A 24972-nucleotide genomic window follows, 5' to 3' on the forward strand; every position below is an offset into this window, starting at 1 on the left:
CGGCCTCTCTTGAGGATGAAATGTCAGTTGCACATGCACAATTCCCGGAGGGGGTTGCAGTGGCTGCACATCAGAAATCAAAAGAACAATTTAAACTTTTTGTAACCGAAATTTGGATAGAATACAGTCTGTCCATGTGGTTGACCTCTCCGCTCATTTCAGCAAAACACGGCTTCAGCGTCCGGCATGGAGGGGTTTCCAGAGCTCCTTTTGACAGCCTGAATTTCGATGACCGACAGGACGATCCTGCTCTGGTCCAACAAAACCGCACCCTGGCTTTGCAAGCTCTGGGTTTTGACCCCGAGAAGGTGGCCCGCCTGAACCAGATCCACTCCTGTGAAGTGCTGGAAGCACAGGCAGGCATCCAGACCGCGGATGCTCTGGTGAGCTGTGAACCGGGTCTGGCCCTTGCCATTGGCACGGCAGACTGCTATCCCCTGTTGTTTCACGATCCCGTGAACGGTGTGGTGGGCGCAGCACATGCCGGTTGGAAGGGCACCGTGGGCAGGATTGGAGCACGCACCCTGGAGGCCATGGAACGGCTTGGGGCAGACCGGCAACACATTCAGGTGGCCATCGGTCCGGGGATTTCCGCTGCACAATATTGGGTTGGCCCAGAGGTCTCCAAGCAGTTTCGCGACGCTGGCTTCCCTGAGGGCTGTTTTCCCGAAGGTCAGCATCTGGACTTGTTGCAAGCCAACCGTTTTGTCTTGCTGGAAGCCGGACTCTCTGAACATCAACTCTGGACGGCTGGACGCTGCTCCACGGAAACAGATTTTTTCTCCTACCGCCGTGATGCAGGTGTCACCGGAAGGATGTGGGCGGTGATCGGACTGTGAAACGGATTTTTAAGCCTCTGAAGCCCACTTTGATGGTGCGCCATGTCACGGAGCTCTCTCCAGAGTTCCTGAACGACTGGGGCATCAAGGGGCTGATTTTGGATTTGGACAACACCTTGGTACCCTATAAGAGCAACGAAACCGCATCTGAAATCCAAGAGTGGGTGCAAGCCATGCATGCATCAGATGTGAAGCTCTACATGGTCAGCAACGCTTTGCATGAACGTGTGGATTACTGGGTGAAGAAATTTTTGTTTCCCGGCGTGGGACTGGCCGCAAAACCACTCCCCAAGTTTTTCAGACGGGCCCTCAGGGCCCTGGATCTTCCACCGGAAGAGGTGGCGATGGTGGGAGACCAGTTGTTTACCGATGTGCTGGGTGGGAATCTGGCAGGCATGCGAACAGTGATGGTGACACCTTTAAGTGACAACGCCCTGCCGCACACCAAAGTCACCAGAAAACTGGAACGCCTGGTTCTGCACTTCCTGAAGGAGAATGCCAGATGAGTTTGACCATCAGTGACCGTAGATTGGGAGCCATGCTGCTGGAACAGGGTCTGATCAGCGATGAGGACCTGCACCGTGCCATTGAGGCGCACACCGCCATGGGGGGCGGACGCCTGAGTGACATTTTGATCCAGCACAACATCGTCAGTGAACGGCGCATTGCCAAAGTGATCGAGGAGAACCTCGGCATCCCACTGGTGGACTTGCTGAAAGAACCTCTGGACCCTTCGGCTTACCAGTTGTTGCCCGGCCAGACCGCACAACAGCAAAATGCTTTTCCTTTTGCCGCAGACCACAACCGGCGCATCCTGAAGGTGGCCTTTCTGGACCCCCTCCACAACATGTCGCTGGAAACCGTAGAAGACGACACCAACTATTCTGTGGAGCCCTATCAGGGCCTGCGTTCCCAGTTGCAATGGGCCATTGCCAAACATTACCCAGAGCTGAACCTGTCCATTCCTGAAGTCACCGACATCGGACATTCCGAAGTGGCCAAGGTGGGTCAAATCATGCTCAGGCGGGGTTTCATCAAGGAAAGCCAGCTCACCGAAGCCCTCACCGAACAGCAAAACTCGGGTGAGCCCCTGGGGCGGGTGCTGGTCCGCATGAAATACATTTCGGAAGACCAGTTGTACGAGGTGCTGTCCGAACATGCTGGGGTGCCCTTCATCCGCAACCCCAAAGACTACGAACCCAGCGATGAAGTGCTCGGACACATGTTGCGTTCAGATGCCATTCGCCTCCAAGCCGTGCCCCTTGAGGAGCACTCTGGGGCGTTGCTGGTGGGCAGTTCAGATTTCCGCAACCGTGCAGAAATTGAAGGTGCTGTGGGCCGTCCGGTCAAACTGGCATTGATCCTGCCTCTGGCCCTGCAAGAACTGATTGAACGCTTCTACCCAGAGAAAAGCGCTCTGGGTGAAGCCCTCTTGCAGCAAGGCAAAATCACCCGCGAGCAACTGCTGGAAGGCCTCAGCATCCAGCGGCGCACCAAATCCAACAAGCCCCTCGGGGAAATTCTGGTGGACCTCGGCTACCTGAAAGTGGAAGACCTAGAGTCCGCACTGTCCAACCAGAAATCCTCCAACACCCGTCTGGAAGACACACTGGTGCAGTCCGGCAAGATCAGCGAGGAAACCATTGCACGGTCTCTGGCCTTGCAACTGGGCTACGACTACGTGAACCTCAATGAAACGCAGGCCCAACTGGCTGTGGCACAGATGGTTTCTGAGGCCACCGCACGCCGTTACACCGTGATTCCTCTGCGCATGCAGGGCAATGCTCTGGTGGTGGCCATGAAAGACCCCCGCCACATTTTTGCCATTGACGACCTGCGCGTGATGACCGGCAAAGACATTGTGCCTGTGGTGGCACAGGAAAAAGACATCCTGAAGGCCATCGAGCGGATTCACGGCAACACCGACATCTCTGCCCTGAACAAAGAACTGGCCTCTTTGCGTGGCAAAGACACCGGCAAAGAAGAATCCAGCGTGCTGGACTCTCTGGACGACAACGCCATCGTGAAGGTGGTGGACACCATCATCCGTGAAGCGGCCTTGCAAGAAGCATCGGACATTCACATCGAACCCAACCCCACTTCCCTGAAAGTGCGTTTCCGCGTGGACGGTGCCCTCCGCGAATACCAGGAGTTGCCCAAGAGTGCTGCCAACAGCATTGCAGCCCGCATCAAGATCCTCGGGAACCTGGACATTGCAGAACGCCGTGTGCCTCAGGACGGACGTGTGCGCTTCAGAAAAGGGGCCATCGACCTCGATTTGCGTCTTTCCACCCTGCCCACCGTGTATGGCGAGAAGATCGTGATGCGTCTCTTGCAGAAAGCCTCCAACATCCCCGAGGTGGAGCAACTGGGCTTCAGCGAACACAACTACCAGAGGTTCATCGACACCATCGAAAAACCTTATGGGATTTTCCTGATCACCGGTCCAACGGGCTCTGGTAAGTCCTTCACCACCTTCTCGATCCTGAAGCGCATTTCCACACCGGACAGCAACACCACCACCGTGGAAGACCCCGTGGAATACGAAATCCCAGGCATCAACCAGACGCAGGTGAATGTGCAGGCCGGGATGACTTTCGCAAAAGCGCTGCGTTCGTTCTTGCGTCAGGACCCGGACATCATCATGGTCGGTGAGATCCGTGACGGTGAAACCGCGCAAATCGCCACCGAAGCCGCACTGACCGGACACCTGGTGATTGCCACCTTGCACACCAACGATTCCCCCGGTGCCATCACCCGTCTGGAAGAGATGGGCGTGGAGAGCTTCAACATCTCGGCTGCTCTGATCGGTGTGCTGGCCCAGCGTCTGGTGCGCAAAGTGTGCCAGAACTGCAAAGTGGCCATCAGCGCCGATCCTGAAGTGCTTCGCAAACTGGGCCTGCAAGAAAAAGACATCCGAAACGCCACCCTCTACCGCGGTACAGGCTGCGCCAAGTGCAACCAGACCGGGTACAAAGGCCGGATGGCCATCCACGAACTTCTGGTGGTCGATGAGCACGTCAAAAAAGGCATCAACACCGGCAAAGCCGCCACCGAAATCAAAGAAATCGCCATTGCGCAATCGGGCCTCAAAACCCTTCGCACAGACGGCCTGGAAAAAGCACTGCAAGGCATGACCACCCTGGAAGAAATTCTGGGGAACACCAACGAGTAAGCCGAGAGCCTTGTAGGGGCTAGGCGTGCCTCGCCCTGAAGCCGAGAGCCGAGCGCAACGTAAATTCCCGAGATCAAAACGTCAATACATTTGCAGAGGCGTATCATCCAAGGGGACCACTTTCCGGTCCCCTTTTTTGCACAAGCATGCCCTCCTTTCACCTGAGCTTTAAGCAAGAGCCACACCGTCTTGCCCTCGGGCCTCAGCCCTTTGCCCTCGGCTTTCACACTTAATGTAAGAAATCTGCACGTACGAAAAGCTACAATGGGAACAGCATTCGCCGGGAGGACAACTATGGCTTTAGATTTGGCAGAAATCCTGCGTTACTCTGTGGAACGCAAAGCTTCGGACATCATCATCACCGTGGGCATCCCACCCCAGTTCAAAATTCACGGTCAGTACACCGGTGCAGACTTTGAAGATGTGACCCCTGTGGACGCCCGACGCATCATGTACAGCATGATGAACGAGCGACAGCAAAAGATTTTTGAAGAAAAACGCGAGATGGACTTCTCTTTTGCCATGCGCAACCTGGGCCGTTTCCGTGTGAACGTGTTCATGCAGCAAGGGGTGGTCGGCGGCGTGCTCCGTTTGATTCCCACCGAAGTGAAAAGCCTCTCTGAACTCGGCATGCCAGACACCCTGCTGGATCTGGCTTCTGCCCCCCGTGGTCTGGTGCTGGTGACTGGACCCACCGGATCGGGCAAATCCACCACTCTGGCCTCCATGATCGACTGGATCAATGTCAACAAGAAGAAACACATTGTGACCATCGAAGATCCCATCGAGTTCACACACCCCCACAAGAACAGCATCGTCAACCAGCGTGAGATTGGGGCAGACACCTGGGACTTCAACAACGCCCTGCGTGCCGTGCTCCGTCAAGCCCCTGACGTGATTCTGGTGGGTGAGATGCGTGACTACGAAACCATCAAAGCTGCCGTGACCGCCGCAGAAACCGGGCACCTGGTGATGGGCACCTTGCACACCAACTCCGCTCCAGAGTCCATTGACCGTATTGTCGACGTGTTCCCTGAGGAACAACAGGAGCAAATTCGGGTGCAGCTGGCCAACAACCTTGTGGGCATTGTCACCCAGCAACTGATGCCCAAAAAAGGCGGAGATGGCCGTGTGATCGCTTACGAAATCATGATTGCCAACCCTGCGGTTCGTGCCTTGATCCGCGAAGGCAAAAGCTTCCAGATCACCAGCATCATGCAAACCAACATGCAGTCCGGAATGGTCACCATGGATGCCTGTCTGGCTTCTCTGGCCAAAAAGGGTGTCATCACCGAAGAGATGGGCCTGGAGCGTTCTGTGGACGCCAAAGAATTCAACCGTCTGTTCAAGAGCGACAGTGTCACCCTGCCTCAACTTCCCTCCATGGCTGCACAACAGGTCCAGCAACAACAAGCCAGCGGTTTTGGTCGTGGCACAGGTGGCGCAGCCGCACAACCCGGACAAGGTTTTGGACGAGGCACTGCCACCCCAACCACACCTGCCTCCCCCACCCCCAACAATCCCAACAATCCCAACACCCCCGGCAACTTTGGTCGCAAATGAATTTCTTCAGCCCGTGAAACCTCACGGGCTGTTTGTTTGCCTTTCTGGACAACATCAAACACATGGACCATGTCGTTGGAGTTTTCAAAGCCCTTTCTGACCCCTACCGCCTGAAGATTGTGATGTTTTTGGCCGCCCCAGAGCCTGAACGCATTCGCAGTCCTCTGGGGGTGTGCAGTGCCGACTTGCAGGATTTGCTGGGCCTGTCGCAACCCACCATCAGCCACCACCTGAAACTGCTTTTTCAGGCGGGCTTGATTGGGTCTGCCAAGCAGGGCAAATTGACCTACTACCACCTGAACGTGCAGGGTTTCAAAGACGTGCAGCGTTTCGGGAAGCAGTACCGCAAGGTGGCCAAAAACCAGAGCAAAAGCCAGAACAAGAACCCCACCAAAAGTCAGAGCAAAAACCGCTCAAAAGTAAGCGAGTTGTAACCGCCCAAGAGGTCAGATCTTCTGTGTTATGCACAAAAAATTGCTAGAATACCCTGAAGAGGTCTGGCAAAAGCACAGGGTCATTCAGGGCAGCCTGAACCACCTGCCCTGCACCGACACTTGAGCATCCATCAGGATCACCCAGGAGAGACGACACGCATGGAACAGTATCCCTCGGAGTTTGACGGCAGACTGAGAGAACTCCTCAACAACCAAACCAATGCGGCTGAAGCCCTCAAGTCCCGCTATGCGGACGCTGCCAGCAATGTCGCCGGTTATGCCAGCCATGTGCAAGAGGTGCTGGACCAGAACGGACTGAGCGCTCAGGGGGGCAGTGTGTTCCAGCGACTCGGGGAAGTGATGATGGCCCACAACCATCTGGATGCCGCCATCCGCTACTTCACCGAAAGCCTGAAACGCAATTTCACTGGACCTGAACCCACCTCCTACGAGGTGGCTTTCCAGAGCCTGCACGACCTCGGGGTCAGCTACCTGCGCAAAGACCGCACCGATGTGGCCCTTGATTTCACCCAGAGGGCTTTGCAACTGGCACAGGGTCGCAACGACCAGCAACGCCTGTCAGACAGCAATTACCTGCTGTACCAGTTGTTTGTCAAAATGGGCAATCCAGACCGGGCCAAACGCTATCTGGAAGCCTCTGGTCGTCCCGCAGAAAGTGCCACCCCTGCTGCCAGCACCTCCAGTCCAGCCAGCAACGCCAATCTGGATTACCACCCCATGCTGGAAGATGTGTTCAGTGAAAGCGACCATCCACAGCTGGTGGCCCGCATCAAAGAGAATTTTGGTGAGGCCCTTTCTGATCCTCCTGCTTATGTGAAACGCAGTTTGCAGGCCATGGAGGAGCACCAGCAAAGCGCTCACGCCGTGGCATGGCTGAACGCTCTGGGCTTTGTGATGGTGGATGCAGGTCAACCTCAAGTTGCACAGCGCTACTTCCGTGAGAGCCTCGGGCGCAACTACCAGAAGGGCGAACCCCAGAACTGGCAACTGGCCTTCGAAGCTTTCCGAGAACTGGGCCGGGTGTGCTTGGAACTCAAACAGACCGAAGCTGCTCTGGAATTCACCCAGAAAGCCCTGATGCTCGCCGACCAGAACGGCGTGATGCAGTACAAGTCTCTGGCACACTACCAGCTTTCCGACATCTTCGAGAGCCTTGGCAACGAAGAACGGGCCACCTTCCACCTTGCAGAGTCCATGATGTACACCCAGCAGGCCTCCCTGCCCATGCAGAGAGAGGACGACGCTGCCCCGAGTGTGCCTTACGATGACCGCCTCGCCGATGTGCTGCGCCACGAGAACGCCAACCGCGCTCTGGCCTCCCAGTTCGGAGAAGCCTTCCAGTCTCCTCTGGTGTACATTGAGCATGCCCTGAAAGTCATGCAGGACCACGGGCTTCAAGAGCAGGGTGCACGTTACTTCCTGACCCTCGGGATGGTGGTCGGAGAGTCTGGCCGCGAAGACCTGTCTCCCCGCTACTACAGCGAAAGTTTGCGCCTGAACTACACCTCCGGCGCAAACCCCAAAGACTGGCCCGTTGCCCACCAGACCTTCATGGCCCTCGGGCACCTCAACCTCCAGCAGAACCGCACCGATGTGGCCCTTGAGTACGCCCAGAGGGGCCTGTTTCTGGCCCGCGACAACAAGGACACCAACCGCACCTCCCAGACCCACCAGTTGCTGCACGAAATCTTCCAGAAGATGGGCGATGAAAAACGTGCCGCTTACCACCTCTCTGAGGCAGACCGGGTCCAGCAAGATGCAGGGGCCGTACCCAAAACCAAAGCCACCCCCCGCTTTGACCGCCGTCTGGAGAACCTGCTGCAAGGGCAAACCAAAGCTCTGGATGCCCTGCAATCTGCGTATGCAGATGCGGTTCCCAACCCCATGCGTTACAGCGAACACCTGATTCGCACCCTGCGCGACAACGGTCTGGACGCCTACACCGCCGAAGCCCTGAGCATTCTGGGTTCTGCACTGGCAGACCTGCAACACTACGATTCCTCCACCCGTTACTACAGCGAAAGTTTGCGTCTGAATTACAACAGTCAGGCCAACCCTCAGGTGTGGGAAGCGGCCTACAGCGCATTCATGGGCCTTGGACGGGTGCACATCAACAAAAAACGTGGGGATGTGGCTCTGGAATACACCCAGCGTGCCCTGTACCTCGCCAGAGACCACAAGCACGAAGACTGCACCTCGCAGGCCCACCTGCAACTGAGCATGGTCTTCGAGCTGATGGGTGACAGCAACCGTGCCAAACAGCAACTGGAACTCTCCCAGTCGGCTTCTTTCGATGAGGGTACTGCAGCCAGCACACCTGCTGAACCTCAAACCCCGGCAACTCCGGCAGCCAGCGCTGGTCCGGCTTCTGTGGAAGACCAACTGGAGAAAGCCCAGCGTCAGTTGCAAGATGCCGAATACCGCATCAAACTGATGCTGCAAAGCCTGCCTCTGGGTGTGGTGGCCATCGACAACGACGGCAACATCGCTTACTGGAACCGCGAACTGGAGCGCATCACCGGCATGCCTGCCTCCATGGCGATGGGCAACCCTCCACGCATGGACCTTCCCGGCCCACGCAATGTAGAGCGCAGCGAACTCACCATCAAGAACTTCTCCAACGAAATGGTGTCTCTGGAGTGGTCCGATGCCAGCAGCAAACTGCCGATCTCGGGCTGGGCACAGTGGGGATATGCAAGGCTGCAAGACTCCAGTCAAGCCCAGTTGGAAGCCCTGCAAGACAAATACAAAGCTCTGGAAACCCGGGCCAAGGAACTGGAAGCCCGCTCCCGTCAGGAAATCACCGATGTGCGCGGTCAGATCGATGCCAACACCCGAGATGCCATGACCGGCCTCTACAACCGCCGCTACATCGACCAGCAACTGCCTTTTCTGATCGAGAAATCCCAGCGCACCAACACCTACCTGAGCCTTGCGGCTTTCGACATCGACAACCTGCGCACCATCAACGAAAGCTTCTCTTACGAGATTGGCGATGAAGTGATCAAGGCCTTCACCGAAATCCTCAAGCAGGAAATCGGTCCAGCCGCCATCCTTGCCCGTTACGGCAGCGAAGAACTGGTGGCCGTGATGCTCAACACCGTGGACCTTGCCGCCTACCAGACCTGCGAAAAAGTTCGCAATGCCGTGGAAGCCTTCGATTGGGGCACCATCTCCGCCAATCTGGTGGTGACGGTCAGTGCAGGCATCTCCTGCACCGCCCAGACCGATGAACCCGAGAACCTCCTGCGCCTCTCCATGGAAGCCATGCGCGACGCCAAGAGCACCGGCAAAAACAAAGTGGTCATTTCTTAACACCAGCCAACACACTGAAAGGGGCCAGAGCAATCTGGTCCCTTTTGCTTTGCAGGATCTCAACCCCTTTGGTCTTTGCTGATGGCTGACAACGGACGGCTGCTGTAAACTTCCCATTTCCCACAAAACCCGACCCGACAAGCCTTTAGCATGAACCCATGCTTGACCGACTGAAGCTGCAACACCTGCGCTACTTCATCGCTGTTGCAGAAGAACTGCACTTTTCCAGAGCGGCCCAGAAGGTGGCTTTGAGTGCATGGGACCTCAGCGAACAGGTGCGCAGTCTGGAAGACATGCTCGGGGTGACCTTGCTCATTCGCCATCCACACCAGATGGAGCTTACCCCTGCGGGCGAAATGCTCCTGCGGGGAGCCAATGAACTGCTCAGGGACACCTTGCAGCTTCTCAAGCAGGTGCAAGACCTCGGGGAAGCCATGCAGGAGCAGGTCCGTCTGGGGTATTTTGCGCCAGAGCTGGAACCCCTGATCATTGCCACGTTTGGACGCCTGATCAGCGAGGGGGGTCTGAACCTGACCCGCCTGAACCTGCCAGAGTCAGCGTTGCAACAGGCTTTGCTGAACCGGCACATCGATGTGGCTGTGGGCCGTTTGATGGAGCTGCAAAACGAAACACTGGCCTGTGAAGTTCTGCAAACTGGACATTGGGGGCTGGTTCTGAAAGAAAGCCATGCTCTGGCTGCACAGGAGCACGTTGCACCAGCAGACCTGCGCACCGCACGCCTGCTTTTGCTGTCTGGCCATGAAAAAAGCAACGTGATGGACCAATTCCACAACCTCGGGGTTGAGCCAGAGGTGGTCTATCAACCTGCCCAATCCGAAACCGCCGAAGTGATGGTGGAGCAGGGGACTGGACTGTGGCTGACCTCCTCTTTCATGGCAGAGACCCTGCCTCCGGGTCTGGTGTTTCGGCCTCTGGAAGGCTTTGCTGAAATGGAACTGGCTCTGGCATGGCGACAGGGGGACACCTCGGGAGAACAGATCCGCGATTGGCTTAAAGGCACAGGTTGATTTGGGGCAGTCCCGCTGCCATGTAACCCCCCTCCCCTTCCCCACCCCGCCAGAGTTGTAAACTACTCAATCAGTGACTGTGATTCATACGCACCTTTTTGACAATGGCTTCAGGCTGGCCCTCGAAGAACGCTCCACCCTCGGGGTCAGTCTGGAACTTCACCTGCCTTTTGGCAGTGCACTCGATCCCGAGGGCAAAGAGGGCCTGAGCGCTCTGGTGGCCGAGTGGATTTTTCGTGGGGCCGGAACCTTTTCGGCGCAGGCCTTGCTGAACACGCTGGATGACCTGTCCACTGGAAGGGGCACCGGAGGGGTCAGCAGCGAGCACATGCCTTTCAAGACCTCCTGCCTTCCCGAGCACCTGAGCAGCGTTCTGCACCTGCTGGGCACGGTTCTGAAAGAGCCGCACCTGCACCAGACCGAACTGAAAAGCCTCAAAGACTTGGCCCACGCCGATCTCGAAACCGTTGCCGATTCGCCGGGCGATCAGGCGCAGGTGCTGTTCCGCGAGCACCTGCTGGGCAACCGTTACGGCCATTACCCGAGCGGCACCCCCTCTGGATTGAAAGCCATCCGGCACCGGGATGCGGTTCAGCAAACCCAAAAGCTGTCTTTGCAAGGGGCGGTTTTGACGGTGGTGGGACCTCTGGACTGGTCCAGCCTCAAGGGCATGGCAGAGGAGGTCTTCGGAAGCTGGAACGTGCCTGCTCCAGCGTTCCCCCAAACCTGCTTCCAGAGCCCTTTTCAGGTGCACCAGAGCCATCCCAGCCAGCAAACCCACCTGCTGCTGGCCCATCCAGCCTTCACGCCCACCGATCCCGAGTGGTACGCCTTCATGCTGGCGGTGAATGTGCTCTCGGGCGGGTCTTCCAGCCGTTTGTTTGACGAGGTGCGCGAAAAACGCGGTCTGGTTTACGGGGTGCACGCTGGAATTCAGGTGGTGCGGGATGTGGCATACCTGCAAACCTACGCTTCCAGCACCCCATCCAGAGCACAAGAAACCCTCGATGTGACCTTGCAGGTGATTGCGGGCCTCAAGGCAGGGGTGTCTGAAGCCGAGTTGCACCACGCGCGTGTGGGGGTCCTGAGCGACCTGATCATGAGTGGAGAGAACTCCCGCTCCAGAGCTGCCCAGATGGCCCGTGACCTCTGGCGACTCGGGCATGTGCGGTCTTTGCAGGAGATTCAGGCCTGCGTGGAAAACGTCACTTTGCAGCAGGTGCATGAAGCCCTGCAGGTCTGGCAGCCTGAACTGCTCGGGCTGTTCACCCTCGGACAGGAGGCTTTGCATGTTTCTTGAGACCACCCTGCCGAACGGCCTGAAAATCATTGGCGAACACAACCCAGAGGCCCTGAGTGTCGCCATGGGCTTTCTGGCCCGTGCAGGTTCCAGAGATGAACCCCTCGAACTGAACGGTGTTTCGCACTTTCTGGAACACATGCTGTTCAAAGGCTCGGAAACCCTGAGTGCCCAGCAGATCAACCACCAGTTTGATGCTCTGGGGGCCAACTACAACGCCTTCACCAGCGAAGAAGTGACGGTGTACCACGCTGCGGTGCTGAAAGAGCACGCCCCGGACCTGCAACACCTGCTGACCGAACTCCTCAAACCCGCCTTTCGCAAAGAGGACTTCGAGATGGAGAAAAACGTCATTCTGGAAGAAATCCAGATGTATCAGGACGATCCCATCTCCCGGCTTTTTGATGCTGCCAGAGAGCAGTTCTGGGGCAGCCATCCTCTGGGTCGCAATGTGCTGGGCAGTCTGGAAAGTGTGGGCAACCTGCAAGTGGAGGCCATGCAGCAGCACTTCCATGCCTTTTACGCCCCCAACAACCTGATTTTTGCGGTCACAGGGGCTTTTGATTGGAATCAGGTGGTGTCTCAGTTGGCACAGGAAACCGCTGAATGGACCCCGAGTCAGGTGGAACGTGCCCACCCGGATTTTCAGCCGGTCTTCTCAGAGAAACGCCTGAAGGAAAAGCAACTGAACCGCACCAGCATGGCCCTGATGGCCCCCGGCCTTGCAGCCACAAATCCCAACCGCATCGCCATGAATGTGCTGGTCGAGGTGCTCGGCGGAGACAACAGCAGGCTGCACTGGGCTCTGGTGCACCCCGGACTGGCAGACGAAGCCTCCCTGAGCCACGTGGACGGAGACGGCATCGGTTATCTGGAAGGCTTTCTGTCTGCCTCTCCCAGAAAAGCCAAAAAGGCTCTGGAGGTGTTCCATCAGGTGCTGCAAGAGGCCCGGTCTCAGGGCATCACCGAAACCGAACTGGCCCGAGCACGCAACAAATTGGCCTTGCAGTCTGCCCTGCGCTTTGAGACGCCCTACAACCGCCTCTTTCACCTCGGGCTGGAATTCCTGTACACCGAACGTTACCTGAGCACCGAAGAGGCCGTACAGGCGATCCTGAACGTCACGCTCCCCGAGGTACAGGCTTTGCTGGATCAGGGCATGTTCGAGAGGTTCAGCCTGACCTTGCAGGGACCGTAAAAGCGATCAGCGTTCAGCGATCAGTAAGAAATCCGACCCCTTGAAAGGTAAAGCTTTGAGGGGCTTTGCCTTTTTATTTTGCTGTTCAAGAATATAAAAGCCCTCTGGGTGACCTTTTTGCTCAAGACAGACTGTTGAAAGTTTGTTGATTGCACTTGCCCTCGGCTCTTGGCTTTTTGCCTAACTTCACACTGGAATCCCCACCCATCGGGGCGTATGATTGAAACCAAACCATCCGATCAGGGGTCCTCATGCACACAGACAAGATTCTGGTCGTTCCTGACCTTCATGGCAACCTGCATCACCTGAAGTGGGTGGTCGAGACTTTTCCCGAGCACCACTACGTGTTCATCGGCGACCTGTTTGATCGGGGCCGTGAGTCCGCCAGTGTGGTGCAAAAAGTGCGGGCTCTGGTGGATTTCCGCCGGGCTGAATTGTGCATGGGCAACCACGAGGACCTCGCCATCCGTGGGGTTCTGGACGGCATCACCGAGGTGTTTTACGTGTGGATCGCCAACGGTGGTCTGGCCACCCTGCGCAGTTATGGCTTGCAGCACGAACGGGATTTTCGGGACACCGAGCTGGAAGACGACCTGCTCTGGATCCGCGAAAACGCCAAACCTTACGTGGTTCACCACCACACCCTGATTTCCCATGCCGCACCTCCCAAACTGGCGATCACCCCTGAAGACAAACACACCGTGATGGGCGACCACCACATCTGGGACCGTCCCACCGTGCATGAAATGCAACCCCTTCCAGAGGGGGTGCTGTTCAGTGCACACGGCCACACCCCTTTTGACCGCCCGGTCCTGCTGGACGACACCCACTATTTTCTGGATCTGGGGGGTTACCACAGCAACCGTTTTGTGGTGCTGGAACTGCCATCCCGAACCCTTTACGCCTACCATGGAGACACCACTCTGGACCGCTTGACCGCCAGAGCCCTGCTGGAGGACACCCATGCCTGACCTGATCACTCTGGAGCCCGGAATCCACTTCTTTCCCGGTGGTGTCAACATCGGCATCCTTGAAGATGTGTATGGGAAATGCCTGATCATCGACACCGGTCTGGACAGCGATCACGCCAAAAAGCTGCTGAAAGCCCTCCAGAGCTGGAACCTCACCCCAGCAGCGATTCTGAACACCCATTCGCATGCAGACCATTACGGTGGCAATGCCCTGATCCTGCAACGCCACCCTGAAATCGAGGTGTTTGCCCCTCCGATGGAGGCGGCCATCATCCAGTTCCCTGTGCTGGAACCGCTGTACCTGTTTGGGGCCAGACCCATCAAAGAGCTGCAAGGCAAGTTCTTGATGGGCAAACCCAGTCTGGCTGCGGCCATTCCGCAAACCGGGCTCACCCAGATTGCCGGGATTCCTCTGGAATTGATTTCGGTGCCAGGACACGCCTGCGAAATGTATGCGGTGCGCATGGGAAACGTGCTCTTTGCCAGCGACGCCCTGTTTGGTGAGGAGGTCCTGCAAAAACACCCCCTGACCTACTGCGTGGATTCCAGAGCCCAGAAAGACAGCGTGCGCAAATTGCAAGCTCTGGAAGGCATCGAGGTGACTTTGCCCGGACACGGCAACCCCTGTCATGACCTGAAACACCTCTGCGAAACCAATCTGCAAAGCCTGCAAACCACCACCGATGCCGTGCTGCAAGCTCTGGACACCCCGGCCACCATCGATGAAGTCCTGACCCGCACCTGCAACCTCCTGAACCTGCACATGCACAATCCTGCTTCGGTGGTGCTGAACCGCAGTGTGGTCAGTGCACACCTCACCGAACTGCTGGAACTCGGGCAGGTGGGGCAACAGGTCACCGGGAACCGCTGGGAGTGGATGAGGCTGTAAACCCCATTGTTCAACCCATCACCACCCCGATTTGCTTGCACCCCGTATAATGACTGCCGACACATGAAGCGTTTGTTGTTGCTGGCGGACCACGTCCATCCGTATGTTTACCGTGAGGGTTTTCCTCAGGGGCTTCCAGAGGTGGATCTGGTGCTGGCTGCCGGAGATTTGCCCGCCTACTATCTGGAGTTTCTGGCCTCGACCATGCCGGTTCCTGTGCTGTACGTGCCGGGAAACCACCAGGACGAGTTCACACGCAACATGGACAATGAACTGGTGGAACCGGGTGGCGTGGAGAACATTCACGGGCGCATCGTTGAAGTGGCAGGCCTGACCATTGCAGGCTGGGGAGGGGTTCCCAAGTACCGCGAAAGCGATCACGGTCATTACACCCCCTGGCAGTGCAAGTTGGGCATGTGGCGTCTGGGTGTGCAACTCAAAATGCGGCGCAAGAAAGTGGATGTCTTCCTGACCCATGCCCCTCCTCTGGGTGAGCATGCAGGCACAGATTTTGCCCACCGGGGGTGCCCAGATTTGACCCGTTTCATGCACCAGCAGCAACCCAAAATGATGGTCCACGGCCACATTCACGAATATGAGGGAAAGAAGATCCAGTATCAGGATGGTCCCACACAGGTGATCAATGCTTATGGATATCGGATTGTGGAACTTCATGAAGATCAAAATGAGGCTGTTTCTTCATAGATGTGATTTTCATTCCCTCTGGTTCAATTCCACATCAAGAAAAACAACCCACTTTGTAGGAAATTTCGTCAAATCAGAAATCGGTCAGGATTAACATGGTTCTGGCAGTGAAAAGCATGTGTCTTTTCACTCAATGGGTTTTCAGGATCCATTGAGAAAACATTCTTGAAGACATTCTTGAATGTTGATTCTGAAATCCATTTTCTTTACAGGTTTCTTTACAGGAGGAACCCACATGAACAACAATGGAAACACCAACGCTGGCATGGGACTGCACTCGAATTCTCAGGGTTTTGACAAAGCCTTTCTGGAACAACTGCAAGATGTATACGATGCGGAAACCCAACTGCTGACCGCCCTTCCCAAAATGCAGCAAGCCGCAAGTTCCCAGAAACTCAAGCAGATTTTTCAGCAGCACCTTCAGGTGACCGAACGCCAGAGACAACGCCTTGAGCAGGTCTTTCAGGCCATCGGGCAACCCGCCGAAGCCAAAACCTGTCCTGCCATGCGTGGCCTGATCAAAGAGGCCGAGGAAATCATGCAAAAGCAAGGTCAGGACCCCGAGGTGCTGGACGCAGCCTTGATCGGTGCAGCCCAGAAAGTGGAGCACTACGAGATCGCCACTTACGGCACCCTGCGCACCTGGGCTCAGGTTCTGGGTCACCAGCAGGCCATCACTGCTCTGGAGGCCACCCTCGAAGAGGAGAAACAGGCCGACCAGTTGCTGACCAGCGCTGCCGAGCACAACATCAACCAGAGGGCTGCAGAAAGCTGATCCCCGCCTTTAATCAAGGCCTGCCTGAAAGGGCAGGCTTTTTGCTGTTTCTTGCCCTTTTTCTGACACCTTCATGGGGAAACCCTAAAACGAACAGCATCAGAACAGCAGAGCCATCTCATCTGGGACAGCTAAACTGAAATCAGCTTTTCCCCCAGTCCCGAGGTGTCATTCAGGGTGCACACCTCGGGATTTTTGTGGGGAATTTTTGTGTTTACAGCGTTGATCCGTCAAATGAGACATACTCTGGTGCTTCTGTCCAATGCTTTGATGCTGTTGCTTTTGAAACCTGAGGTGACTGCTTATCCCACTCTGGGAGGGGCAAAGAACTTGTTGATCAGGTCGCAGTTGCAAGCCTCCAGAGCGGCCAGCAGGTTGTCACAGCGCTTTTGAAAAGCACGGGCAGGTTCTCTGACCACGGTCAGGCGCAGCAACTGGCTCTCGGGCTTCCTGACATACACATGGCTCAGGTCTGCACTGGGTCCAGCCACAACTTTGGAAATGTCACTGACCCTCAGGGTCTCGATGTCGCCGGATTGGGTCACCACCAGCACATAATCTCTGGGGGGTTCCCCCGGACGGTCCGTCTGCATGTTGCGGTTCTGTTCCATGGACACATCCCTCCAGAATTCCGGCCTCAGACTCCCATGATGGGGCATGACCACGCCTGAAGCAAGAAGGATGTTTTCACTGTAGACAGCACCCCTGAGCTTCCCCTGAGACTTTCCCGGTGAAAATGAAGTCTCTGGCAGAAGGGGGCTTCATTAAGATTCTGAACCTGGATTTGATGCGTCCAGAACAGGATTTAGCAAACATTAACAATTGTTACCATTGAACCTCAACCATTCACACCAAAAGCAGGCAGAACGCTCTGCTAAGGTGAAATCAAGCTGATCAAGGCTTCCCCCGAGTTTTCGAGAATCTCTCGGGGGTTTTTGCTGGATTCCCTGCCAGAATCAATTGGAGAAATCAGGTGTCACGCATGGTTTTGATGGTGTTTTTGCGGTGCAAAACCGTTTGCACCAGCATCACCAGTGCGGCCACCCCACTGCACAAAATGCCAATCAGCAAACCCGACCACACCATGGACATCAGGGTTTTGAGCGTCAGTTCTGAAAGGCTGCCACTCTGGGGACCCACCATCTGGGCTGTGACATGCAAGGGAAAAGCCATGATCCAGACTGCCCGGACCGCCACACCCAGCAGAAAAGACACCATGAAAATCACCAGCAGTTTCATGGATTGATTTTCGCTGTTCAACCTGACGCAACAAAATGATTTTGAGGAGAGACCTTCAGACAGCTTTGAAGAAAACTTCAATTCAACTTCAGGTGAGGCGTTTCTTTGAAACAAAATCAGCAATTGTACGTCTTTTGATGGTTTGCAAATGGTCAGGCTTCAATAATTCATGGGAAGCAGGATTTTCAGCAATTGATCCTCTGGTGCAAAACCAGCAAATGAAGGAGCATCCCATGAACAACCCATCCCGAGAAAACAAAGAACTCCAGCAACCCATGGACATCACCGTGCAACTGGAGAAAGTGGAACTCGAACTCATCACCCACACCGCCGAACGGCAAGGCCTGAGTGTTTCCGCCATGGTCCGTGAACTGGCCATCGATGAACTGCGGGACCGCATCAAAAACGGACGCCTCCCCATCACCGAAGACTATCCTGCAGAACTCAAGCAGACCGCGCAAATCCTCGGGGCCACCACCCGAGAACAGGCCCACAACATGATGCATGAGGCCAACCAGAAACAGGACGATCAGCAATAACCCCTTGTGGGCATTCAAAAGATGACATCAAAAAAGCCTGCTCTGGCAGGCTCTTTTTTTGTGGGTGTTTTTTTGTGGGTTCACTGGATTTTTTGTTCGTTGCGCTGCAGTTCTTCATGCACCGAGAAACTGGCCCGGTCAAAATCGGTCAGGCCCTTTTCAAAAGGCTCGTTGTCCCAGCCCACCCCCAGAGGGCGGAACAGGTCCACGCACACCTGATCCTGTTCGCAGCGGAACACGGCACGCACCCGTTTGCTGCCATCTGCATTGCCCATCACAAAACCTTCGGAATCTGGGGTTTCCGGGTTGATTTGCAGGTCGGTGCTCTGGAAACGGTCCTGAATGCTGTTTTGAAATTGTTGTTTGGCCTGAATGAGTTGTTGTTCCTGTGTGTTCATGTTGACCTCCTGTGTCCCAAGATTGTATGTCCCAGAGGGAAAATCACCGCAAGAATCTTCACAGAAGCCTTCAAAGATGGTTTTGCTTCTCACCATCTGCCACCATTCACAAAGCCAACCCTTGCAAACAAGACTGACCGAATCCATGCTTTTCGCTTATGATGGAAGTACATCTGCAGTTGCACTTCTGCCCGCACAGGCTTCAGAGCGAACCTCGGGCTGCTCCATCCCAATCCCACCTGTAAGGAGTTCTCGTGAGCAAACTCAGCACCCAACAACGGCATGCTCTGATTCTGGATGTGGTGACGCGCAAGGGAGAATGCCGTCTGGAAGACCTCAGCCAGCTGGTGCAGGTGTCGATTGCCACCATGCGCCGGGACATTGCGACCCTCGAATCGCGGGGTCTGGTGGAGCGCACCTGGGGCGGTGTGTGCGTCGCAACCCCCGTCAAATACCTGCCTTCTTTTCTGGACTCTTCCAAAAAACATGCTCCAGAGAAACGCGCCATTGCAGCCGTGGCCGCCAGTCTGGTGCAGCCCGGCATGGTGATCGGGCTCTCGGGCGGTTCCAGTTGCACCGAACTGGCCCGCTGGCTCAGGGGCAAGAAAATCACCGTGGTCACCAACGCCCTGAACGTGGCCATGGAACTGTACAGCCACGGACACACCAAAGTGATTGTGGCCGGAGGGCAACTGAACATGTACTCCTACGAACTGGTTGGAGACAACGTGCGCCAGACCCTGCAGGAGCACCGCCTTGATCTGGCGTTCCTCGGGTGCACCGGCATCACCCCCGAGTTTGGTTTCTCCATGCGCGACGAACCCGAGGCCATCGCCGCACGGGTGGTCTGTCAGGCCGCAGAACGCTGCTACGTGCTCGCCGACCACAGCAAGGTGGGCAAACACACCCTGACCCGTTTTGCCACCGTCCGTCAGGTCACAGGCCTCATCACCGACGATGGGGTGGCCGAGCACCACCGTCAGGCCCTCGAACAGGCGGGCCTCAAGGTGATGGTGGCTCCGGCTCTGGTCTGAACACAACAGCTTGAATCAAAACTTCCCCTTGAAAAAGGGGAAGTTCTTTGTTGGATGTGGATTTTAGAGGCTAAACCCGACTCAACATGGGCTGACGGGCCACCTCGTACAGGTGTTTCATGCCGGTGGGAGAGAACAGTTCATAGAGGGCCAGCACACCTGCACCGTACAGGGAGGTGAGCGTGTTGAAGCGGGTCAGGCGCACGTTGGTCTGCTCACGGTTGATCAGCATGGTGCGCTGTTCCAGCATGTTTTTGAGGGGCACCATCAGCACTTCTTCGGCCAGAGAGAGGTCTCCGCCCAGAATCACTTCGCTGGGACTGAACAGGTTCACCACATTGGCAATGGCAATCCCGAGGTGCTGCCCGGCCTGCGTGATGATGTGGGTGGCCAGCCCATCTCCAGCTCTGGCAGCAAGGGCCAGTTCGCGGAGGGTGCTCTCCGTGGTCAGGACCGAATCGGGGTGCTCTGGCAGCAGTTCCTGCATGCGCTTCAGGAGCATGGCCCCTGAGACATAGCTCTCCAGACTGCCGGGGTAACCGCTGGGACCCACAGGGCCGTTTTCATTGATGCTGGTGTGCCCGATTTCTCCGGCCCCACCCGAGACCCCACGGTAAATCTTGCCATCAATGAGGATGCCTGCCCCAATGCCAGTGGCGCACTTCAGGTAAATCAGGTGCTGGTCACTGATGCCACTGAAATGCAGTTCTGCCAGAGCCCCAAGGTTGGCATCGTTGTCCACAAAGGTGGGAATACCAAAGCGTTTGGAAATGGCGGCTGCCACGTGTTCGTTGTTCCATGACGGCAGGTTGGGGGGCTGGATCACCTGTCCGGTTTTGTAGTTGACCGGTCCGGCAATGCTGACCCCGATCATGGCGATGCGGTCTGCTTTCTCGGGGTGTTTTTTGCGAAAGCCCTGCAAGACCTGTTCGAGTTCATCGTAGGTGTCTTCAGGGGTGTATTCGCGATGGTGTGTGCAGGTGGTTTCTTCGATGAGGTTGCAGCGCAGGTCCAGCAAGGCCACCCCAAGGTGGCGTTTGCCGATGTCCACGGCCAGCACGTATGCAGCGTGGTCGTTGAGCCTGAGGATGGTGGGTTTGCGGCCTCCCAGTGAGGCCCCGAGGCCGAGTTCGAGCACCAGATTCACATCGAGCAGTTCAGACACGATGCTGGAGATGGCACTTCTGGACAACCCGATCCGGCGAGAAAGTTCTGCCCGGGAGATGTCCTCGTACCAGAGTTTGCGCAGCAGAATCAGGGTGTGCTGCATCCGAATGGCATTCAGGTCTAGGGTTTCTGACCGCATGGTACTCACTCCTGTAGGGGTAGGTTTCTTTAGCTTAGCATTGTTTGTTCTAAAAACAAACGACCTGGGCCGCATTTTCTGCCTGTTCTGGCAGACCATGCACCCAACCCCTAAAGCTCCCGTTCTCCTTATCATATACGGTTTTTGCTCTGAGGGAACAAAGTGGAGAGCGGAGCCACGCGGATTTCTTAAGGCTCTGGTTTGGGAGCCAAGGGCTTTGTCTTTGTAGGGGCGAGGCATGCCTCGCCCAGTGACCAAGGGTTTTGTATTGTAGGGACGCAGCGTGCTGCGCCCTACACGTTCTCCCTCCGCATCCAGAGCCACCCCCACACCACCATCAACAGGCCCCAAACCAAAAACCCAATGTCGTAGGCCAACCAGTCAGGACCGGGACGGACATGGTGGATGCCCAGAATCTGGTGGTTGATCAAGCCCTCTGCCAGATTGAATCCGCCCCATCCCAACAGCAAAGTCCCAAGGAAAACCCGAGTGGACCATGCAGGGTGCTGGCCTCGGGTCCCGCTCCAGACCCGAAACAAACCCATCACCGTGGCAATCCATGTGAAGGCATGAAAAAAGCCGTCTGCAAGGGTGTTGATTTGCAGGTTCTGGAGGGTGTCGGGGTGGTAATGCTCGCTGAGCAGGTGGTGCCACTGCAAAATCTGGTGCAGCACAATGCCATCGAAGAAACCACCCAGTCCAATGCCCAACCAGATCCCTCCAGCCCTCCAAAGTCTGGCATCTCTGGAAACAGAAGGTGTCTGCGTGGTCATGGCTGGACCTCTTCCACAAACTCGAAAACGTGACCTTCTGGATCACGGACCACCAGACCCTGTTCATCCCTGAAGTGGGGCAGTCCAGCTTTTTTCACCCGAGCCTCCACTGCATCCACATCGGCCCAGAATTGCACGGTGGCGTGTTCTCCGCCCAGCATGTCTGCGATGCCCACCTGAGGGTCCCAGCAGTAAAGCCACCTTCTGCAAGTGAACATTCCGTCTTGCTCAGGTTCTGGCCCGAGGGTGAACTGGGCGAAATTGCGTTCTTCCATCTCTTTCAGGAAAGCAAACCCATAAACCTCTGGAAGGCGTTGTTTCATGGCTTCAAAGTCTTCGAAGGCGAGGGCCACCTCACGCAGGCCGATCACAGGCATGCCGTGGTCTCTGACTGGACCGGGAGACAGCAATGGGAAACGCTCGTCTTGCAAGTCCACTTCACGGAGTTCCAGACCATGCCCCGCTGGGTCCCAGAAGTAAATCCCGAGGTCTTCAGGCTGGTCTTTGCCTGCCAGATTGACCTCCTGCCATGCCACATGGCATTTCCCGAGGTGCTCTCTGGCTTTTTGCAGGCTGCCTCTGGGAATTTGCATGGCCCAGTGGACGTGGGTGCCTCCTCTGGCCCGCAGTTCAGCCAGTCTGGGCTGGTTGTGCTGTCTGGTGATGGGCATCCAGAGGTGCAGTTTTTGCCCAGAACCGAATCCGAGGGTGCAGGTTCCGCGGCTCTGGTCATGGTGCAACAAGGTCAAACCGACCACTTTCTGGTAAAAATCACAGGCGCTCTGCAGGTGGTTCACTTCGAGGGTCAGGGCCAGCAAATCACGGATGGGTGAGGTCACAGGTGCTCCTTTTTGAATGGGGTCAGGGTTCTCTGGGAATCACCGAGATGGAACCAGAGCGTTCCAGAATGGCGTATTTGATCTGGTCGATGCGCTCCAGACCCTGTGTGGCGCGGGCACTCTCCATGATGTCTGAGAGGTCGATGCGGGATTTTTTCAGGCGTTCTTCCAGCACTTTGCCGTCATCAATCAGGATCACGGGCACATCGTCCATCCAGCGTTCGATCAGGGGGGATTTCTGTTTGACCATCGAAAGCAGCACATCAAGGCCAATCAGGGTCATGATCAGCAGAATCACGCCCACAAACGAGTAATCTTCCTTCATGAAATAGTTGTCCACCGTTTCACTGATGATGAGCAGCAGCACAAAATCAAAGGTGGTGGTCTGGGCCAGACTGCGTTTTCCGGCGACACGGAAAATCAACATCAATGAAAAATACAGGATGGCACCATGCACAATCGGTTCCATGAACCCTCCTTAAGGGTAAATCCAGTGTTTGATGGGAATGGTGTCGCTCTGGCCTTCGAGTTGCAGGGTTCCCTGAATGGCTCCAGAATGCTGGGGAATCACATGCATCTGGATCACGGCCCCACGGGTGAGGCGGTGAAACGTGACATGGTATTTGCCTTCCTGAATCGACACCTGATCAGGGGCCGGGTGGATGTCCTCGATTTTGAAGTCTTGCAGGTAACTCTGGTCCAGCAGCAATGTGGGACTGTCTGCATCCTGCTGCATTTTCGCCTCAAGGGTGGTGGGGGTATCCACATGCAAAAAATGGTCATACCGAACAACCAGACTTTCCCTTTCCAACGTTCGGTGGCTGAGGGGACCCGGCCCAAGCAAACCCAGCAAACCTGCCAGCAGAACCAACATCATCAGGATCCATCCGATGTGCTGCACTTTCCACTGTGTTTCACTGTGTCTGGGGTTGTGGTCAATGTCCAGATCGCCATGCCTTTTCATTCTCATTTCGGCCACGCTGGGACCTCCGGGGTTTGAATCATCAGATGCAAAAAACAACTCTGCATCCAGCGTAGGAAGCAGAGCTGATGAACCTGTGAGCGAAAAGCCTTTTCAGGAATCATTTTTTCTTGGGCGTTTGGTCAGTTTGTCTTCAGGCTTTTTTGGGTCGATGGTAACCGTTGGGATCGTAAGGCTGCAGTTTTTCCAACCAGAGCTCTTCCAGGTCTTTAAGGTCCTGACGGTAATCGAAACCCTCGGGTTTGGAGGGATCAGGTTTCAGTTCATCCAGCACCTCGAAAACAAAGTGCTCTGGCCCGTCCTGGTTGTACTCCTGCTGCAGGGTGCGGTTCATGCAACTGCCCATTTTGAGCTGAAACTGGAAACCGTTCAGTTTGGCCTGCACATGCTCACTGCCCCCAAGCCAGACTTTGCCATTTTTGAGGTTTTTGACCATCCAGATGCCCATGGTGGGGGTGAAACCTTTGTATTTTCTAGTTTGCGTCATGGGGTCTCCAGTACTGGCTTCCGCTCGGGGTGCGTTCCAGAAAACCACTGTCAATCAGGCTTCTGCGGACCATGAACACGTCCCGCACAAACCCGAGCAGGGTCTCATTGACTGCTTTTTCGGTGTATTTGGTTTGGGGGTCAAACAGGCGGGCAAGGTGCTGCAACAGCAGGTTTTTCTTCTGGCTCTGGGCGGGCAGGGCTTTGAGGGTGCCCTGTTCGGTGAAGGTGCTGTCCAGCAGTTTGAAAAAGGCTGGACTTTCTTCAAACCATGGGTGTTGGGCAGCTTTTTGCAGGTCTGCCAGCACCTGTGGACGCAGCACGTACTGGTTCTCGGTGTGATGAACCACGCCTCCACCCATCAAACGGTCCAGATGTTGCAGGGCTTGCTGCTCGTTGTGCATCAGGGAAGCCAGTTCAGGCAGGGTTTGGGGACCGTCTTGCAAGGCTTGCAAGATCAGGTGGCGTTGCGGTTGCTGCAACAGCAGGAAACTTTTGATGTGGATGCTCTGGAGCATGTTCATTCCTTTCGATACTTATCAAAATGATTCTATCTCCATCACAAGATTTTGCCATTCGCCAGAGTGCTTATGCCTCTGAAAGCCGCAGGGTCAGCCTCAAGTCTGACTTTTGGCAGGTCGCTTTAAAAAGCGTTCAGCGATCAGCCCTCAGCTTTCAGCAAAAAGCTCACCTTGAGGCTTTTGCTTGGAAAACAGCCAGACCCAAAGACCTCAGTACCCGACAAGTTTGGGAAATAACAGTTGAAGGCCTTCTTGTAAAGCCAGAAATGGCTTCCTGAATAACTCCAGCAGCAGAGAAATCCCCACCCGGAAGACACTCCGGGCCAACCGGCCATGCTTCTTTTTTGGAATCTGAACCCTTTCGCCCAGTTTCACCGCCCACACGAACACCACTGCCAGTAGGCACACCAAACGTTCCAGGTGCCGAGCATCCGTCATGTGGGTGTTCTCCAGCCGAAAACCCAGAGACTTGAGGTTCTTGAAAAGACATTCAATCCGGAACCTTTTCAAATAACGTTCAAGCAAAAGGCCATCTGGAACGTTGGAAATCACAATCACCTTGTCACCCTCCAGACTCACGGTGGCCTGAACCCACACCGGAAGACCTTTGATGCACACTTCATGCACCACTTCTGAGACTTC

25 protein-coding genes and 1 pseudogene are annotated in these 24972 nt (G+C 55.8%); 15 read left to right on the forward strand and 11 right to left on the reverse strand.

Annotated features, from left to right (window positions below; genetic code table 11):
- Positions 1–134 precede the first annotated feature (134 nt).
- From pgeF to Q371_RS15995, 13 genes are all read left to right on the forward strand, one after another.
- Positions 135–839, forward strand: a complete 705-nt coding sequence (gene pgeF, locus Q371_RS15935) for a peptidoglycan editing factor PgeF (RefSeq protein WP_034342035.1) — start codon at positions 135–137, stop codon at positions 837–839.
- The gene (locus Q371_RS15940) at positions 836–1345 is read left to right on the forward strand and encodes a YqeG family HAD IIIA-type phosphatase (RefSeq protein WP_245618362.1); all 510 of its coding nucleotides are present in this window, start codon (positions 836–838) and stop codon (positions 1343–1345) included. Before pgeF ends, Q371_RS15940 begins: the two co-directional genes overlap by 4 nt.
- Complete coding sequence (locus tag Q371_RS15945) at positions 1342–4014, forward strand: ATPase, T2SS/T4P/T4SS family (RefSeq protein ID WP_034342037.1); 2673 nt, start codon at positions 1342–1344, stop codon at positions 4012–4014. Before Q371_RS15940 ends, Q371_RS15945 begins: the two co-directional genes overlap by 4 nt.
- 294 nt (positions 4015–4308) lie before the next feature.
- On the forward strand, positions 4309–5577 hold the full coding sequence (locus tag Q371_RS15950; protein ID WP_034342038.1) for a type IV pilus twitching motility protein PilT: 1269 nt from the start codon (positions 4309–4311) through the stop codon (positions 5575–5577).
- 62 nt (positions 5578–5639) lie between these two features.
- Entirely contained in the window at positions 5640–6011 is a 372-nt protein-coding gene (locus Q371_RS15955; RefSeq protein ID WP_157442752.1) for an ArsR/SmtB family transcription factor, read from the forward strand.
- 159 nt (positions 6012–6170) lie between these two features.
- Positions 6171–9347, forward strand: a complete 3177-nt coding sequence (locus Q371_RS15960) for a diguanylate cyclase (protein ID WP_034342039.1) — start codon at positions 6171–6173, stop codon at positions 9345–9347.
- A 158-nt stretch (positions 9348–9505) separates the two neighbouring features.
- The gene (locus Q371_RS15965; protein ID WP_034342040.1) at positions 9506–10375 is read left to right on the forward strand and encodes a LysR substrate-binding domain-containing protein; all 870 of its coding nucleotides are present in this window, start codon (positions 9506–9508) and stop codon (positions 10373–10375) included.
- A gap of 73 nt (positions 10376–10448) precedes the next feature.
- Positions 10449–11675, forward strand: a complete 1227-nt coding sequence (locus tag Q371_RS15970) for a M16 family metallopeptidase (RefSeq protein ID WP_084571473.1) — start codon at positions 10449–10451, stop codon at positions 11673–11675.
- Positions 11665–12873 (forward strand): M16 family metallopeptidase, encoded by a 1209-nt coding sequence (locus Q371_RS15975; protein ID WP_034342041.1) that lies wholly within the window; start codon positions 11665–11667, stop codon positions 12871–12873. The genes Q371_RS15970 and Q371_RS15975 overlap by 11 nt, the downstream gene beginning before the upstream one ends.
- A 251-nt stretch (positions 12874–13124) precedes the next feature.
- Entirely contained in the window at positions 13125–13844 is a 720-nt protein-coding gene (locus tag Q371_RS25875) for a metallophosphoesterase (protein ID WP_051964586.1), read from the forward strand.
- Complete coding sequence (locus Q371_RS15985) at positions 13837–14733, forward strand: MBL fold metallo-hydrolase (protein WP_034342042.1); 897 nt, start codon at positions 13837–13839, stop codon at positions 14731–14733. Before Q371_RS25875 ends, Q371_RS15985 begins: the two co-directional genes overlap by 8 nt.
- Positions 14734–14796: 63 nt before the next feature.
- On the forward strand, positions 14797–15438 hold the full coding sequence (locus tag Q371_RS15990) for a metallophosphoesterase family protein (protein ID WP_034342043.1): 642 nt from the start codon (positions 14797–14799) through the stop codon (positions 15436–15438).
- Between the two features lie 235 nt (positions 15439–15673).
- A complete protein-coding gene (locus tag Q371_RS15995) occupies positions 15674–16213 on the forward strand; it encodes a YciE/YciF ferroxidase family protein (RefSeq protein ID WP_245618363.1) in 540 nt (179 codons plus the stop codon).
- A 302-nt stretch (positions 16214–16515) separates the two neighbouring features.
- On the opposite strand, the gene Q371_RS16000 is transcribed toward Q371_RS15995, so the two are convergent.
- Positions 16516–16824, reverse strand: coding sequence for a hypothetical protein (locus Q371_RS16000; RefSeq protein ID WP_034342044.1), 309 nt, complete (start codon positions 16822–16824; stop codon positions 16516–16518).
- Positions 16825–17182: 358 nt separating this feature from the next.
- On the reverse strand, positions 17183–17452 hold the full coding sequence (locus tag Q371_RS16005; RefSeq protein WP_157442754.1) for a hypothetical protein: 270 nt from the start codon (positions 17450–17452) through the stop codon (positions 17183–17185).
- Between the two features lie 233 nt (positions 17453–17685).
- Between Q371_RS16005 and Q371_RS27580 the strand changes: the two genes are divergently transcribed.
- A complete protein-coding gene (locus Q371_RS27580; RefSeq protein ID WP_034342046.1) occupies positions 17686–17991 on the forward strand; it encodes a ribbon-helix-helix protein, CopG family in 306 nt (101 codons plus the stop codon).
- Between the two features lie 80 nt (positions 17992–18071).
- Here the strand turns inward: Q371_RS27580 and Q371_RS16015 are convergent, their stop codons facing one another.
- Complete coding sequence (locus tag Q371_RS16015; protein WP_157442756.1) at positions 18072–18389, reverse strand: hypothetical protein; 318 nt, start codon at positions 18387–18389, stop codon at positions 18072–18074.
- Between the two features lie 254 nt (positions 18390–18643).
- Between Q371_RS16015 and Q371_RS16020 the strand changes: the two genes are divergently transcribed.
- A complete protein-coding gene (locus Q371_RS16020; RefSeq protein ID WP_051964588.1) occupies positions 18644–19423 on the forward strand; it encodes a DeoR/GlpR family DNA-binding transcription regulator in 780 nt (259 codons plus the stop codon).
- A 70-nt stretch (positions 19424–19493) separates the two neighbouring features.
- Here Q371_RS16020 and Q371_RS16025 read toward each other — a convergent pair whose 3' ends face one another.
- The 8 genes and pseudogenes from Q371_RS16025 to Q371_RS27585 form a co-directional block, all read right to left on the reverse strand.
- Positions 19494–20729, reverse strand: coding sequence for an ROK family transcriptional regulator (locus Q371_RS16025; RefSeq protein WP_051964591.1), 1236 nt, complete (start codon positions 20727–20729; stop codon positions 19494–19496).
- A gap of 293 nt (positions 20730–21022) precedes the next feature.
- Positions 21023–21502: a DUF2243 domain-containing protein gene (locus tag Q371_RS16030; protein ID WP_034342048.1), complete on the reverse strand. Its 480-nt coding sequence runs from the start codon at positions 21500–21502 to the stop codon at positions 21023–21025.
- Complete coding sequence (locus tag Q371_RS16035; RefSeq protein WP_034342049.1) at positions 21499–22341, reverse strand: VOC family protein; 843 nt, start codon at positions 22339–22341, stop codon at positions 21499–21501. The genes Q371_RS16030 and Q371_RS16035 overlap by 4 nt, the downstream gene beginning before the upstream one ends.
- Positions 22342–22363: 22 nt before the next feature.
- Positions 22364–22810, reverse strand: coding sequence for a DUF421 domain-containing protein (locus tag Q371_RS16040; protein ID WP_034342050.1), 447 nt, complete (start codon positions 22808–22810; stop codon positions 22364–22366).
- Positions 22811–22819: 9 nt separating this feature from the next.
- The gene (locus tag Q371_RS16045; protein WP_157442757.1) at positions 22820–23320 is read right to left on the reverse strand and encodes a hypothetical protein; all 501 of its coding nucleotides are present in this window, start codon (positions 23318–23320) and stop codon (positions 22820–22822) included.
- Positions 23321–23456: 136 nt separating this feature from the next.
- Complete coding sequence (locus Q371_RS16050) at positions 23457–23810, reverse strand: GIY-YIG nuclease family protein (RefSeq protein ID WP_034342052.1); 354 nt, start codon at positions 23808–23810, stop codon at positions 23457–23459.
- Entirely contained in the window at positions 23797–24327 is a 531-nt protein-coding gene (locus tag Q371_RS25880) for a DUF2087 domain-containing protein (protein ID WP_051964593.1), read from the reverse strand. Before Q371_RS25880 ends, Q371_RS16050 begins: the two co-directional genes overlap by 14 nt.
- Positions 24328–24540: 213 nt before the next feature.
- A pseudogene (locus Q371_RS27585) lies at positions 24541–24972 on the reverse strand (IS4 family transposase); the annotation flags it as partial.

This window comes from Deinococcus misasensis DSM 22328, from assembly GCF_000745915.1.
GTDB lineage: Bacteria > Deinococcota > Deinococci > Deinococcales > Deinococcaceae > Deinococcus_C > Deinococcus_C misasensis.